The sequence below is a fragment of the Hydrogenophaga sp. genome (assembly GCF_041913525.1).
Classification (GTDB): domain Bacteria; phylum Pseudomonadota; class Gammaproteobacteria; order Burkholderiales; family Burkholderiaceae_C; genus Hydrogenophaga.
On the sequence record NZ_JAYSFD010000011.1, the window covers coordinates 68348 to 80980 of the forward strand.

11 protein-coding genes are annotated in these 12633 nt (G+C 67.7%); 2 read left to right on the top strand and 9 right to left on the bottom strand.

Going from position 1 to position 12633, the window contains the following annotated elements; translation table 11 throughout:
- Nucleotides 1-58 precede the first annotated feature (58 nt).
- Entirely contained in the window at nucleotides 59-1315 is a 1257-nt protein-coding gene (locus tag ACE3RQ_RS14070; RefSeq protein ID WP_374522666.1) for a mechanosensitive ion channel family protein, read from the top strand.
- Between the two features lie 74 nt (nucleotides 1316-1389).
- Nucleotides 1390-2001, top strand: coding sequence for an RNA polymerase sigma factor (locus ACE3RQ_RS14075; protein ID WP_374522667.1), 612 nt, complete (start codon nucleotides 1390-1392; stop codon nucleotides 1999-2001).
- A gap of 40 nt (nucleotides 2002-2041) precedes the next feature.
- Here ACE3RQ_RS14075 and ACE3RQ_RS14080 read toward each other — a convergent pair whose 3' ends face one another.
- From ACE3RQ_RS14080 to ACE3RQ_RS14120, 9 genes are all read right to left on the bottom strand, one after another.
- The gene (locus ACE3RQ_RS14080) at nucleotides 2042-2707 is read right to left on the bottom strand and encodes a TetR/AcrR family transcriptional regulator (RefSeq protein ID WP_374522668.1); all 666 of its coding nucleotides are present in this window, start codon (nucleotides 2705-2707) and stop codon (nucleotides 2042-2044) included.
- 13 nt (nucleotides 2708-2720) lie between these two features.
- The gene (locus ACE3RQ_RS14085; RefSeq protein ID WP_374522669.1) at nucleotides 2721-4526 is read right to left on the bottom strand and encodes a long-chain fatty acid--CoA ligase; all 1806 of its coding nucleotides are present in this window, start codon (nucleotides 4524-4526) and stop codon (nucleotides 2721-2723) included.
- 15 nt (nucleotides 4527-4541) lie between these two features.
- Nucleotides 4542-5369: an ABC transporter ATP-binding protein gene (locus ACE3RQ_RS14090; RefSeq protein ID WP_374522670.1), complete on the bottom strand. Its 828-nt coding sequence runs from the start codon at nucleotides 5367-5369 to the stop codon at nucleotides 4542-4544.
- Nucleotides 5366-6568, bottom strand: coding sequence for an ABC transporter substrate-binding protein (locus tag ACE3RQ_RS14095; protein WP_374522671.1), 1203 nt, complete (start codon nucleotides 6566-6568; stop codon nucleotides 5366-5368). The genes ACE3RQ_RS14090 and ACE3RQ_RS14095 overlap by 4 nt, the downstream gene beginning before the upstream one ends.
- Nucleotides 6569-6605: 37 nt before the next feature.
- Nucleotides 6606-7646 carry a branched-chain amino acid ABC transporter permease gene (locus ACE3RQ_RS14100; protein WP_374522672.1) on the bottom strand — a complete coding sequence of 347 codons (1041 nt, stop codon included), beginning with the start codon at nucleotides 7644-7646 and terminating at the stop codon, nucleotides 6606-6608.
- A 21-nt stretch (nucleotides 7647-7667) separates the two neighbouring features.
- Nucleotides 7668-8546, bottom strand: coding sequence for a branched-chain amino acid ABC transporter permease (locus tag ACE3RQ_RS14105; protein ID WP_374522673.1), 879 nt, complete (start codon nucleotides 8544-8546; stop codon nucleotides 7668-7670).
- Nucleotides 8547-8548: 2 nt separating this feature from the next.
- Nucleotides 8549-9397 (bottom strand): ABC transporter ATP-binding protein, encoded by an 849-nt coding sequence (locus ACE3RQ_RS14110; RefSeq protein ID WP_374522674.1) that lies wholly within the window; start codon nucleotides 9395-9397, stop codon nucleotides 8549-8551.
- 163 nt (nucleotides 9398-9560) lie between these two features.
- Nucleotides 9561-11225 carry a SulP family inorganic anion transporter gene (locus ACE3RQ_RS14115; RefSeq protein WP_374522675.1) on the bottom strand — a complete coding sequence of 555 codons (1665 nt, stop codon included), beginning with the start codon at nucleotides 11223-11225 and terminating at the stop codon, nucleotides 9561-9563.
- A gap of 75 nt (nucleotides 11226-11300) precedes the next feature.
- Nucleotides 11301-12626 (bottom strand): sulfatase, encoded by a 1326-nt coding sequence (locus ACE3RQ_RS14120; protein WP_374522676.1) that lies wholly within the window; start codon nucleotides 12624-12626, stop codon nucleotides 11301-11303.
- Nucleotides 12627-12633 lie beyond the last annotated feature (7 nt).

The window sequence follows — 12633 nt, forward strand, 5'->3', positions numbered from 1 at the left end:
CAGCAATGCATTTGGACAAATTAAATGGCGGGCCCCTGTGCCCGGCACAGGAGGCCACATGACCGCCTGGATTGAACTCGACCCCTGGATGCAGGCCGCCCTGGGCCTGGTGTTGCTCGGCGCCGTGGCCTACGCGGCGCGCTGGCTGGCCCACAGCGTGCTGCGGCGCGTGCTGGGCGCTGTGCGCCAGGGCGTCACCGCCCGCTGGGCGCGTGTGCTGCTCAGCGCCACGGTGCTCAAGCGCCTGGCGCAGGTGGTGCCGTCGCTGGTGGTGCAGGTGGGCCTGCCGGTGGTGCCCCATTTGCCAGGCACCGCCAGCACCATCATCGGCAACGTGGCGGTGGCCCTCACGGTGCTGCACCTGGTGCGCGCGCTAGTGGCCGTGCTGGATGCGCTGCAGGCCTCGCACGAGGCCGAGCCGGCCGAAACCGGCGCCAGCCTGCGCTCCATCAAGAGCTACGTGCAACTGGGCAAGCTGCTGCTGATGTTCTTTGGCGCCATCGTCATCGTGGCCGCGCTCATCGACCGCTCGCCGCTGATCCTGCTCTCGGGCCTGGGGGCCATGTCGGCGGTGCTGATGCTGGTGTTCAAAGACACCATCCTCTCCTTCGTGGCCGGTGTGCAACTGGCCTCCAACGACCTGCTGCGCGTGGGCGACTGGATCGAGATGCCGCAGGTGGGCGCCGACGGCGACGTGATCGACATCGCCCTGCACACCGTGAAGGTGCAGAACTGGGACAAGACCATCACCACCATTCCCACCTGGCGCCTCATGTCGGAGAGCTACCGCAACTGGCGCGGCATGTCGCAAGCCGGTGGGCGGCGCATCAAGCGCGCCTTGCGCATCGACAGCGCCTCGGTGCGCTTTCTCACCCCGGATGAGCTGCAGGCGCTCAGCCGCGTGGCCCTGCTGGCGCCCTACCTGAACGAGAAACTCAGCGACGTGCAACGCACCAACGCCCAGCGCCAGAGCGAGCTGGGCGAGCGCGCCAGCGAGCCCGCCAACCAGCGCCGCCTCACCAACCTGGGCACCTTTCGCGCCTATGTGCAGGCCTACGTCGCCGCGCACCCGGGCATTCACCCGGGCATGACGCAGATGGTGCGCACGCTGGAGCCCACCTCCGAGGGCGTACCGCTGGAGGTGTATTGCTTCACCGCCACCACGGCCTGGGCGAAGTACGAGGCCATTCAGGGCGATGTGTTCGACCACCTCATCGCCATCCTGCCGGCCTTCGGCCTGCGTGTGTACCAAAGCCCCAGCGGGCACGACCTGCGCTCGGCGGTGGGGGCTGGCGCACTCGTGCCGATGGCCTGAGGCCGCCATCCACGCGGGGCACTAGCGCGTGGCCGCGATGGTCGCGTGGGGCCGGGCTCGGGAGACTGCAGCCCATGCAGACCCCGCCCGCCGATTCAATTCCCGTCGCCCACACACGCCACCACTCGCCGCAACAACTGGAGGCCGTGGTGCTGCGCTATGGGCGCGCGCTCTACCAGTTCGTATTGCGCAAGGTGCACCACGAGTCCGACGCCGAAGACATCGCGCAGCAGGCCTGGGTGGAGGCCGCCCTGCACCTGGACGCCTTTCGTGGCGAGGCCGAACTCTCCACCTGGGTGTTTGGCATTGCCCACAATATGGCGCGCAACCACCTCGCGCGCTCGCCGTCGCGCCGCTACGTGTTTGAGTCCGACGACGAGGCGCTGGAGTTGCCCACCTCGGTGGCGGGACCGCTCGATACCTTGCTGCACCGCCAGGAGCTGCAGCGCGTGCAAAAAGCCATGGACGCCTTGTCGCCCGAGACGGTGCAGGTGCTCCACCTGGTGGCGCTGGATGGCTTGAGTTATGAGGAGGCTGCGGCCATGTTGAACGTGCCCGAAAGCACCTTGCGCAGCCGGGTGTCGCGCGCCCGCGCCACGCTGCGCCAGGCGCTGGCCAGTTCTCCCAGGCGCGCCGCTGGCAACGCAAATCTGGGGCCATTCCCTGGCCCGCCAGCCCACCATTGATTCAGCACTTGACCCAGTGCCTGCCCTGAGGGGGCCGGGCTCAGCGCGGCATGCTGGGCGACTGCAGCCCGCGCAAGATGAGCCCGCAGCACTGCTGCGCGATGTCTTGCGCCGACAGTTCGCCCTTGGGGTCGTACCAGCGGCCGATCCAGCTCAGTGCGCCCATCAGGGTGAAGGCGGCGAGCTTGGGGTCGCAGGGCGCGATGCTGCCCTCGTCGATGCCCTGGGTGATGAGGTGACGAATCTCCTGGTCCAGCGCGGCCTTGATGCGGCGCAACTGGCGCCGGCTCTCGGGCGGCAGCGGGTCTTCGCCCACGCGGATGACACACATGCCGAAGTCTTGCGTGACGATGTGCACGTACTGTTGCATGGCGGCCTGCAGCTTGTCGAAGGCGGTGCCCCCGCTTTGCCCGACCTCATGAATGGCGTCTTGCAGCAACTGCAGGCCGATCTGCACGCACTCGAACAGGATCTCGTCCTTGTTCTTCACGTAGTAGTAGAGCGTGGGCTTGGTGATGTGCAGTCGCTCGGCCACCTCGTCGAGCGAGGTGGCGTGAAAGCCCTTCTCGTTGAAGATTTGCGCCGCCGTGCGCAGCACCGCTTCGCGCTTCATGGCGCGCATGTGCTCGCGCGCGCCGATGGGGGCCCAGGGCGACGAAGAGGCAGAAGCCGCCTTGGCCGGGCGCGCCGCCCGCGGGCGGCGCACGGGGGTGGGCGCCTCAGCGGTAGAGGGCTTCGATCTCGGCGCCATAGGTCTTGTAGATGCTGGCGCGGCGCACCTTCATGGTGGCCGTGACCTCGCCGTCGTCGTGGTCGAGTTCCTTGGTCAGCAGGTGAAAGCGCCGGATGTGCGCCACCTCGGCCAGTCGGGCGTTGCCCGCGCGCACCTCGTTGTCGATCAGTTCGCGCACCTCGGGCGTTTCCACCAGCGAGCGGAAGTGGGTGAAGGCCAGGCTGCGCGATTGCGCCCACTGCGACACGGTCTCGAAGTCGATCTGGATGAGCGCGGCCACGAACTTGCGCGCGTCGGCCACGATCACGCATTCCTTGATGAAGGGGCTAGCCTTCATCGTGTTCTCGATCTCCGAGGGCGTGAGGTTCTTGCCGCCGGCGGTGATCATGATGTCCTTCAGGCGGTCCACGATGCGAAGCTGGCCGTCTTTCTCTTCCACCACGTCGCCGGTGTGCAGCCAGCCATCTTGGATGCTGCCGGCCGTGGCCTCGGGGTTCTTGTAGTAACCCTTGAACACCACGCCGCCGCGAATCTGCAGCTCGCCGTTCTCGGCCACGCGGTGCTCCACGCCCACGGTGGGCACGCCCACGGTGCCAAAGCGCACGTCGTCCAGGCGCTGGCCCAGCACCATGCCGCTGGACTCGGTCATGCCGTACACCTCGATGAGCGGCACGCCCAGGGTGCGGAAGTACTTGACGATGGCCGGCGAGATCGGGGCCGCGCCAGTCAGCGCCACGCGCGCCTCGCGCAGGCCGATGAAGTTCTGCAGCGCGCGGAACATCAGCCAGTACCAGAAGCCGAAGGTGATCTTCTCGCCCAGGCTGCGCCGCGCGGGCGACTTGTGCGCAAACGGTTCGCAGGCGCGCAGGCCGGCCTGGTAGAGCCAGCGGCGCAGGGCGCCGGTCTCGTTCATCTTGATCGAGATGGACGAGTGCAGCTTCTCCCAGATGCGCGGCACGCCCAGGAACATGGTGGGCGCCACCTCGCGCAGGTCTTCCTGCACGGTGCGGATTGATTCGCCGAAGTCCACGCGAGAGCCCAGGTAGAGGGGCGCGAAGTTGGTGAGCATCTGCTCGGCCACGTGGCACAGCGGCAGGTAAGACAGGTGTGAGGTGTGGGCGTCCAGCCCCAGGCGCTCGATCACGCCCGGCGCCATGGCGGCGATGTTGCCGTAGCTGATCATCGCGCCCTTGGGTTTGCCGGTGGAGCCCGAGGTGTAGATGATCAGGCCGGTGTCTTCCAGCGTCTGGTGCTGCAGCACGCGGTCGATGGTGGCGCCGTCGGTGCTGGCCGCGCCCAGCTCTTCCAGTTCCTCGAAGCCGATCACCAGGTCAGGTGCCGACTCGCGCGTGTCTTGCAGGCCCTTGCGCTCCATCACCACGATCTTGCGCAGGCGCGGCAACTGGGCGCGGGCCTCCAGCACCTTGTCGCTTTGCTCCTGGTCTTCGCAGAAGATGATCTCAGCGTCGGAGTGGGCCAGCACATAGGCCACCTCGTTGGTGGGGCTGGTGGGGTACACGCCCACCGTCACCGCGCCCACCATGCCCGCGCCAAGCTGGGCCAGCACCCATTCCACGCGGTTCTCGGACAGCACGCCAATGTGCCCGCCCTCGCTCAGGCCCAGGGCCTTGAGGCCCAGGCCGATGCGGCAGGCGCGCTCGTGGTAGCCCGCCCAGGTCATGGGCTTGAAGATGCCGTGCTCTTTCTGCCGGATGGCGATCGCATCGGGCCGCTGGCGGGCCTGGGCGCGCAGTTGTTGCGGCAGGGTCAGCGAATACAGGGTGTCGGCCATGGTGCGGTTCAGGGGTCAGGACAGCCAGCGTTTGCGGCGTTTGTAGTGCTTGAGTTCTTTGAAGCTCTTGGCGCCACCTTCGTGGCCCACGCCCAGGTAGAACTCGCGCACGTCGGGGTCGGCCGCGAGCTTCTCGGCCGTGTTGTCGATCACCACCTTGCCGGTTTCCATGATGTAGCCGTAGTGCGCCACCGCCAGGGCGATCGAGGCGTTCTGCTCCACCAGCAGCATCGACACGCCGCGCTCGGCGTTGATGCGGGCAATGATCTCGAAGATGGTTTCCACCAGCACCGGCGACAGGCCCAGCGAGGGCTCGTCGAGCAGGATGAGCTGGGGGTCGGCGATGAGCGCGCGGCCAATGGCCAGCATCTGCTGCTCACCGCCCGAGAGGTAGCCCGCCAGGCCCTTGCGGCGCTCGTGCAGGCGGGGGAAGTACTCGTACACAAGGTCGAAGTCGGCCTGGCTGGCGCGCCGGCCCGTGAGGGCGTAGGTGGCGGCCACCAGGTTTTCTTCGATGGTGAGGTCTTCAAAGACGTGGCGGCCCTCCATTACGTGGAACACGCCCGAGCGCACCAGCGCGTGCGGGGGCTGCCCACGCGTGTCGCGGCCGTCGAAGCGGATGTCGCCACGCGTGAGGGCGCCGTCTTGCAGCTCCAGCAGGTTGGAGATGGCCTTGAGCGTGGTGCTCTTGCCGGCTCCGTTGCTGCCGAGCAGGGCCACGATCTGGCCCTTGGGCACGGACAGCGAGAGCCCGCGCAACACCTGGATCGCCTTGTTGTAGACGACCTCGATGTTGTTGACTTCCAGGATGGGGCTGACGCTGTCCATGGCGGCGGTGCTCATTGGGTGAGGTTGATCCAGTCAGAGGCGGGGACCATCTTCTGCTGCTTGAAGTCGGCCTTGTACACACGCCCGATGGGGATGGAGTTGCCCTTGATGGACAGCGGCACGCCGATGATTCCGCCGGTGTCGAAGTTGCGGATCGAGGACAGCGCGATCTTCATGTTCTTGCCGTTGAGCTCGTTGCCCGCGGCCAGGGTGCGGCGCGCGGCCTCGGTCAGCAGCATGGCCGCCAGGAAGCCCTGCATGTAGCCGGTGGCCTGGTACTCGGGGCGCATCTTGCGGATCTTCTCCAGCATCGGCGACTTGCCCTCGGTGTCGTAGTAGTAGCGGTAGGGCATCACGCCCATGAAGCCGTCGGCGTTGGGGCCCATGCGCATCACGGTGCTGTTGTCCATGGTCCAGAAGGTGCCCATGAACTGGGTCTTCATGCCCACGCCGCGCGCCTGGTTGATGAACTCGGGAATGGGCGCGGAGATGTAGCCGTGGAAGATGGCGTAGTCGGGGTCGGCGCGGCGCAGCTTGATGACCTCGGCCGACACGTCCACGCTGCCGGGCGGCGTGACGATTTCGGTGGCGATCTTCAGGCCCAGCTTCTGGGTGTCGGCGCGGAAGGCCTCCACCGGGTCGCGGCCGAACTCGGTGTCGGAATACACCAGCGCCACCTTGGCCCCCGGCTTGGTCTTGGCGATGTACTGCAGCAGGATGGCGACCATCTCGCTGTAGTCGGGGCCCACCATGAACTGGTGCGGGTACTTCTGCGCGTTGCTGATTTCCTTGGCGAAGGAGGCGCCGGTCATGAGGATGCCGCCGTGGCGCTCCAGCTCGGGGTTCACGGCCTTGCAGAAGCCGGTGGAGTCGGCGTAGTACAGGTTGACCTTGTTCTGGCTGGTGATCTTCTTGAAGGCGGCCATCGACTGGTCCACCTTGTAGGCCGTGTCTTCCGGCACGTACTTCACCTTGCGGCCTTCCACGCCGCCGCTCTCGTTGAGGATGCTCAGGTAGTCCTTGATGCCGGCGTCAATGGCGATGCCGGCGAAGGCGAACACGCCGGTCATGGGCATGGAGGCGCCGAACACGATGTCTTCGGCCGGGGCGCCCTTGGCGGCGGCTTTCTTCTGGGCCTGGGCCAGCAGCGGGCTGGAGAGGCTGGCCAGGGTGGCCGCGGTGGCGGCCATGAAGGTGCGTTTCTTCATTGTCATGCTTGTCTCCTCGGTGGGATGGATGGCGGCGCAGCGGTCAGGTCCGGAAGGGCCAGAGGTGAAACAGCCGGCGGATGCGTCGCCACACCTCCGCCAGGCCATGGGGTTCGAAGATCAGGAAGAGAACGATCATCAAGCCGAAGACGATGGTGCGCACCGGCGAGAGCACCAGCATGGCGCTCTCCCCCAGCGGCAGCCAGCCCACGATCAGCTTCAGCACCTCGGGCACCAGCGTCATGAAAATGGCGCCCAGCACGCTGCCCAGCATCGTGCCCATGCCACCCACGATGACCGCGGCCAGGAAGAAGATGGACATGATCAGCGGGAAGCTCTCGGGCGTGATGGCCCGGAAGAAATAGGCGAACAGGCCGCCGGCCACACCCGCGTAGAACGACGAGATGGCAAACGACAGCAGCTTGTAGCGCAGCAGCGGAATGCCCAGCACCTCGGCCGAGATGTCGCGGTCGCGAATGGCGATGAAGGCGCGGCCGATGCGGGTGCGGAACAGGTTGGCCGCACCGATCAGCAGCAGCACGGTGATGGGCACGATCACCCAGTAGAGCTTGAACGAGCTGTCCAGCACCACGCCCAGCACCTGAGCGGGCGGCACCGACAGGCCGGCGCTGCCACCGGTGAGGTCGGCGAAGTGCGAGAACACGAAGTGCGCGATCACGCCCGCGGCGATGGTGGCAATGGCCAGGTACAGGCCCTTCACCCGCAGCGAGGGCACGCCCACCACCACGCCGGCCAGCATGGCCACCACGCCCCCGGCCAGCAGGTTCAGCAGCATGGGCGTGCCGTAGCGGATTTGCAGAATCGCCACCGTGTAGGCGCCCAGGCCCATGAAGGCCGACTGCCCCAGGCTCACCAGGCCGGTGTAGCCGGTGAGCAGGTTCAGGCCGGTGGTGCTGGCGATGTTGATCGCCACCAGGCAGGCCAGGTAGAGCCAGTACTCGTTGGCCACGAAAGGGAAGGCCAGCAGGCTGGCCACCAGCACCCCCACCCAGGCCCACTGGGTGCGGCTGTCGAACAGGGCCGCGTCGGCGGCGTAGCTTTGTTTGGCGGAACCGATGCGCATGTCAGCTTGTCTCCATCCGGCTCACAGCCGCTCGATCTCGTGCGTGCCAAACAGGCCGTAGGGCCGCACCATCAGGATCAGCACCAGCAGGCTGAAGGTGGCCAGGATCTTGTATTCACCGCCCAGGTAGAAGCCCGAGAGCGCCTCCACCAGGCCCACGATCAGGCCGCCCACCAGCGCGCCCAGCACGCTGTCCAGGCCGCCGAAGATCACCACCACCAGCACCGACAGGCCAAAGGCCCCCATCACCGAGGACAGGCCGCCGATGGAGCCCACCACGATGCCGGCCACGCCAGCGATCACCGCCGCCGCCATCCAGGCCATGGAGAACACGCGCGGCACGTTGATGCCCATGGAATAGGCCGCGGCCTGGTCGGACGCCGTGGCGCGCAGGGCCACGCCGCCGCGCCAGAAGCGGAACAGCAGCAGCACCGCGGCGATCAGCAGCACCGCGATCCAGAAGCCGTAGAACACCTTGGGCGAGATGAAGGCATCCCCCAGGCGAATCGCGTCGGTGGGCAGGAACTCGGGCAGGCGCTGCTGGTCGGCCGTCCAGACCAGCTCGACCAGGCCCACCAGAATCGACGACAGGCCCACCGTCACCATGAACGACGAAATCGGCGACTCGCCCAGCATGGGGCGAATCAGCGTGCGCTCCACCAGCATGCCGAACACCGCCGACACCAGCAGCGCACCCGGAATCGCCAGCCAGATGGGCAGGCCCATGCCGGTGGTGAAGGCCAGCAGCATGTAGGCGCTGAACATCAGCATCTCGCCAATGGCCAGGTTCACCACGCGCGTGGCCTTGTAGATCATCACGAAGGCCAGGCCGGTGAGGGCATACAGGCCGCCCGAGCCGATGCCGGCCAGGCCAATCTCGAACAGCAACCACCAATCCATCGTCAGGCCGCCTTTCTTGCCTGTTGCGCCACGCGCTGGAAACGCTCGCGCAGAACGCTCACGTCGCCGGCGCCCAGGTAAGCCTTCACCACCTCGGGGTTGCCTTGCACCTCATGCGGCAAGCCGCTGGCGATCACCTGGCCGAAGTTCAGCACCACCACGTGGTCGGACAGGTCCATCACCATGCCCATGTCGTGCTCCACCATCAGCACCGTCACGCCCCACTCGCGCCGCACCTCCAGGATGAAGCGCGCCATGTCTTCGGTTTCTTCGCGGTTCATGCCGGCCACGGGCTCGTCCAGCAGCAGCAGCTTGGGCCGCATGGCCAGGGCGCGGGCCAGTTCCACCCGCTTTTGCAGGCCGTAGGAGAGCGAGGCCACCGGCGCCTTGCGGATGTGGTCGATCTCCAGGAAGTCAATGATCTTTTCTTCCACCTCGCGGCGCAGCTCTTCTTCTTCGCGGCGCGCGGCCGGCGAATAGAACAGCGCCGAGAGCGGCCCGGTTTTCAGGTGGCAGTGGCGGCCGAGCTTGATGTTGTCCAGCACCGTCATGCCGCGAAACAGCGCGATGTTCTGGAAGCTGCGCGCCAGGCCCAGCGCGGCGCGGCGCGGTGGCGGCAGCTGGCCGATGTCCTGGCCCTCGAACACCAGGCGGCCGGTGGCCGGCTTGTAGAAGCCCGAGATGGTGTTGAACACCGAGGTTTTGCCGGCGCCGTTGGGGCCGATCACCGAGGTGATGGAGCCGGGCTGCACGGTGAAGCTCACGCCGTTGAGCGCCTTCACGCCGCCAAAGGCCAGCGTGAGGTTCTCCACCGCCAGCAGGGGTGAGGGGTGGACGGGGACCGAGGTCATGGGGTCGCCTGTGCGAAAGATGGATCGGGTTAAGCGGTGTTACTCGCCAGTAGATTTCTTTCACTGTAGGGCGCCGACCCGCGCGTTTTCGCTGGGACAAACCCTGTTCTCGGGCAAACCCTATTCGGGTGCCCCCTAGGCCCGCAAGCGCTGGCGGCGACGCTCAGGCCGTGGTGGCGGGCGCCAGGTGAGGCAGGGCGGCCAGGGCCTCGGCCTCGGTGCGGTAGGTGCGCAGCCAAGGGCTGTCGGGCAGGTGCTCGCCCTGGCGCAGCAGATTTTCCACCGGCAACTTCAGGCCCACCAGGTGCAGGGTGATGTGCTGCTCGGCCAGTTGGCGCTGCACGCGCCCGAAGGCCTCGGCGCCGGTGGCGTCGGCCCAGTTGATGGGGTGGGCGATCAGCATCACGTGGCGGGTGTCGGGGTGTTCGCCCAGGTGGTCGGCGATGGCACGTTCAAACCCGGCGGCGGTGGCGAAGTCGAGCGCGGCGTCCATGCGCAGGGCGTAGAGCTGGGGCGCCAGCGGCGGCAGCTTCCAGAGGTGGCGGTCGCGCAGGCTGCCGTCGGGGTGCAGGCCCACTTCGATGATGCGCGGGTGCAGGCGCAGGTACAGAAAGTGCGAAAGCGACATCAGCACGCCGGCGATCACGCCCCAGTACAGGGCCGGCGCGGCCGCCACCGTGATGACAAAGGTGATGGCCGCGATCACCGCTTCCACCCGCGACAGGCGCCAGAGTTGCAAGAAGGCCTGGGGCTTGATGAGCCCCGTCACCGGCAGCACCACGATGGCCGCCAGCACCGCGCGCGGCACCGCGTGCAGCCAGGGCGTGAGCAGCACCAGCGCCAGCAGCACCACCCCCACCGAGAAGATGGTGGCCCAGCCGGTCTGCGCGCCGGCGTACAGGTTCAGGGCCGAGCGCGAGAACGACGAGCTGGTGGGGAAGGCGCCGCTGAAGCCCGAGGCCAGCTTGGCCAGGCCCTGGCCAATCAGGTCTTGGTCCTGGTCCCAGCGCGCGCCGCGCCGGGCGTTGTCCACCTTGGCGCTGGAGGCGGTTTCCAGAAAGCTCACCAGGGTGATGATGAGCGTGGGCACCAGCAGTTGCGACAGCGTGGCCCAGCCTGGCCAGCTCGGCCAGTAGGCGGTGGGCAGGCCCTGGGGCAGGGTGCCGATGACGGCACCGCCACGCGCCTCGAAGCCAATGGCCGCGCTCACCGCCGCGCTCAGCACCACCAGCACCAGCACCGAGGGAAAGCCCGGCCGCCAGCGCCGCACCAGCATCAGCAGGCCCAGGGCGGCCAGGCCAAAGCCCAGCGCGGGCAGGTGCCAGGCCGCCGGGTCGGCCACGCCGCCCCAGTGGCTCAGGCCGATCAGCGAGGGCAGTTGCGAGGCGATGATGAGCACCGCCGCGCCCTGGGTGAAGGCCATCAGCACGGGCGAGTTCACCAGATTTAGCAGCCAGCCAAAGCGGGCAAAGCCCAGCAGCACCTGCACCGTGCCCGACATCAGCGCCAGCCACACCGCCAGCGACACCCACTCGGGGCTGCCCGGTTGCGCCAGGCCCGAGAGCGAGGCGCTGATCAGCAGGCAGGTGAGGGCGGTGGGCCCCACCGAGAGGCGGGGCGAGGCGCTGAACAGCACCGCGATGAGCGCGGGCAGCAACGAGGCGTAGATGCCGGTGATCAGCGGCATGCCCGCCAGCGCCGCGTAGGCCACGCCTTGCGGAATCACCATCAGGCCCACGGTGATGCCCGCCAGGGCCTCGCCGCGCAGCAGAGCGGCCGACGGGCGAGGCCAGTTCAGGAAGGGCAGGAGTCGGCGCACGTTAGCCATGGCCTCGGATACTACCCGGGGCTTGTGGGGGCGGCGTGTCGGCAGCGTCTCGGCAGCGTGCTGTGGCGTTGCCGATCAGCGCTGCGGCATGTCGCGGTAGGAATAGCCCAGGCTCACCTGCGCGTCGGCCGGAATCGGCGGCATGGTGGCGTCCCAGGCTTCCCACTGCGCCTGCATGGCCAGCAGGCGCTCGGGCTCGCGTTTGCCCTGGTTGGCGCGCTCGCGCTCGTCCTGGCTCAGGTTGAAGAGGTAGTCGTTGCCGTCCACGCGCAGGTACTTCCAGTCGCCCACGCGCAAGGCGCGCTGGCCGCGGTGGTTCATGCGCCAGTAGAGCGGGCGATCAAAGCGCTGGGTGGGGTCGCGCAGCACCGGCAGCAGCGACACGCCATCGGGCTCGTGCGTCGGGGCGGGCGCCACGCCAGCGGCGTCCAGCACGGTGCGCGACCAGTCCATGGTCATGCTGTGCTGGGTGCTGGTGACGCCGGCCGGCACCACGGCGGGCCAGTGCGCGATCCAGGGCACGCGGATGCCGCCCTCGGTCAGGTCCATCTTGCCGCCCACCAGGGGCCAGTTGTCCGAGAAGCGCTCACCGCCGTTGTCGCTGGTGAAGACGATCAGCGTGTTCTCCAGCAGGCCTTGTTGGCGCAGGGCGGCCACGATCCAGCCGATGCCCTCGTCCATGTGGTGGATCATGCGGCGGTAGCTCTCCACGTTGCCGCCGTCCAGGTGAAACAGGTTCTTGGCCACCTCGGGCGCGATGTGCGCGTCGTCGCGCGTTTCCCAGGGCCAGTGCGGCGCGGTGTAGTGCAGGCTCAGGAAGAAGGGCGTGTCGGCGCGCGCGCCGTCGGCCATGCGGTTCACGTAGTCCACCGCGCGCTGGCTCAGCAGGTCGGTGAGGTAGCCAATTTCCAGGTGCTCCTGCTCGCCCCACCACAGGTCGTGGTCGCCGGTGCTGGCCTTGTGGGTGAAGTAGTCCACCCCGCCGGCCATGGGGCCGAAGAACTCTTCGTAGCCCGAGCGCAGCGGGCCGAAGTGCGGGGGGTAGCCCAGGTGCCATTTGCCGATGAGGGCGGTGCGGTAGCCCGCCTCGCGCAGCAGCGAGGGCATGGTGGGGTGATCGGGCGGCAGGCCGAGCTGGCTGTTGAAGCGCTGCTTGCTGCTGATGGGCTCTTCGGCCGCGCCGCGCAGGCGGTACTGGTAGCGCATCGTCATGAGCGCGAAGCGCGTGGGCGAGCACACCGGCGAGTTGGAATAGCCCTCGGTGAACTTCATGCCGCCGGCGGCCAGGGCGTCAATGTTCGGTGACACCGGGCCGAAGGCGGCTTGGCGCCCGCCGTAGCAGCCCAGGTCGGCGTAGCCGAGGTCGTCGCAGACGATGTAGATGATGTTGGGTCGGGTCATGGTTGTT

Bases quoted from the DNA above. Each gene is read 5' to 3' on its own strand.
- ACE3RQ_RS14070 (WP_374522666.1), top strand. From the start codon at position 59: ATGACCGCCTGGATTGAACTCGACCCCTGGATGCAGGCCGCCCTGGGC.
- ACE3RQ_RS14075 (WP_374522667.1), top strand. From the start codon at position 1,390: ATGCAGACCCCGCCCGCCGATTCAATTCCCGTCGCCCACACACGCCAC.
- ACE3RQ_RS14085 (WP_374522669.1), bottom strand. From the start codon at position 4,526: ATGGCCGACACCCTGTATTCGCTGACCCTGCCGCAACAACTGCGCGCC.
- ACE3RQ_RS14090 (WP_374522670.1), bottom strand. From the start codon at position 5,369: ATGAGCACCGCCGCCATGGACAGCGTCAGCCCCATCCTGGAAGTCAAC.
- ACE3RQ_RS14095 (WP_374522671.1), bottom strand. From the start codon at position 6,568: ATGACAATGAAGAAACGCACCTTCATGGCCGCCACCGCGGCCACCCTG.
- ACE3RQ_RS14100 (WP_374522672.1), bottom strand. From the start codon at position 7,646: ATGCGCATCGGTTCCGCCAAACAAAGCTACGCCGCCGACGCGGCCCTG.
- ACE3RQ_RS14105 (WP_374522673.1), bottom strand. From the start codon at position 8,546: ATGGATTGGTGGTTGCTGTTCGAGATTGGCCTGGCCGGCATCGGCTCG.
- ACE3RQ_RS14110 (WP_374522674.1), bottom strand. From the start codon at position 9,397: ATGACCTCGGTCCCCGTCCACCCCTCACCCCTGCTGGCGGTGGAGAAC.
- ACE3RQ_RS14115 (WP_374522675.1), bottom strand. From the start codon at position 11,225: ATGGCTAACGTGCGCCGACTCCTGCCCTTCCTGAACTGGCCTCGCCCG.
- ACE3RQ_RS14120 (WP_374522676.1), bottom strand. From the start codon at position 12,626: ATGACCCGACCCAACATCATCTACATCGTCTGCGACGACCTCGGCTAC.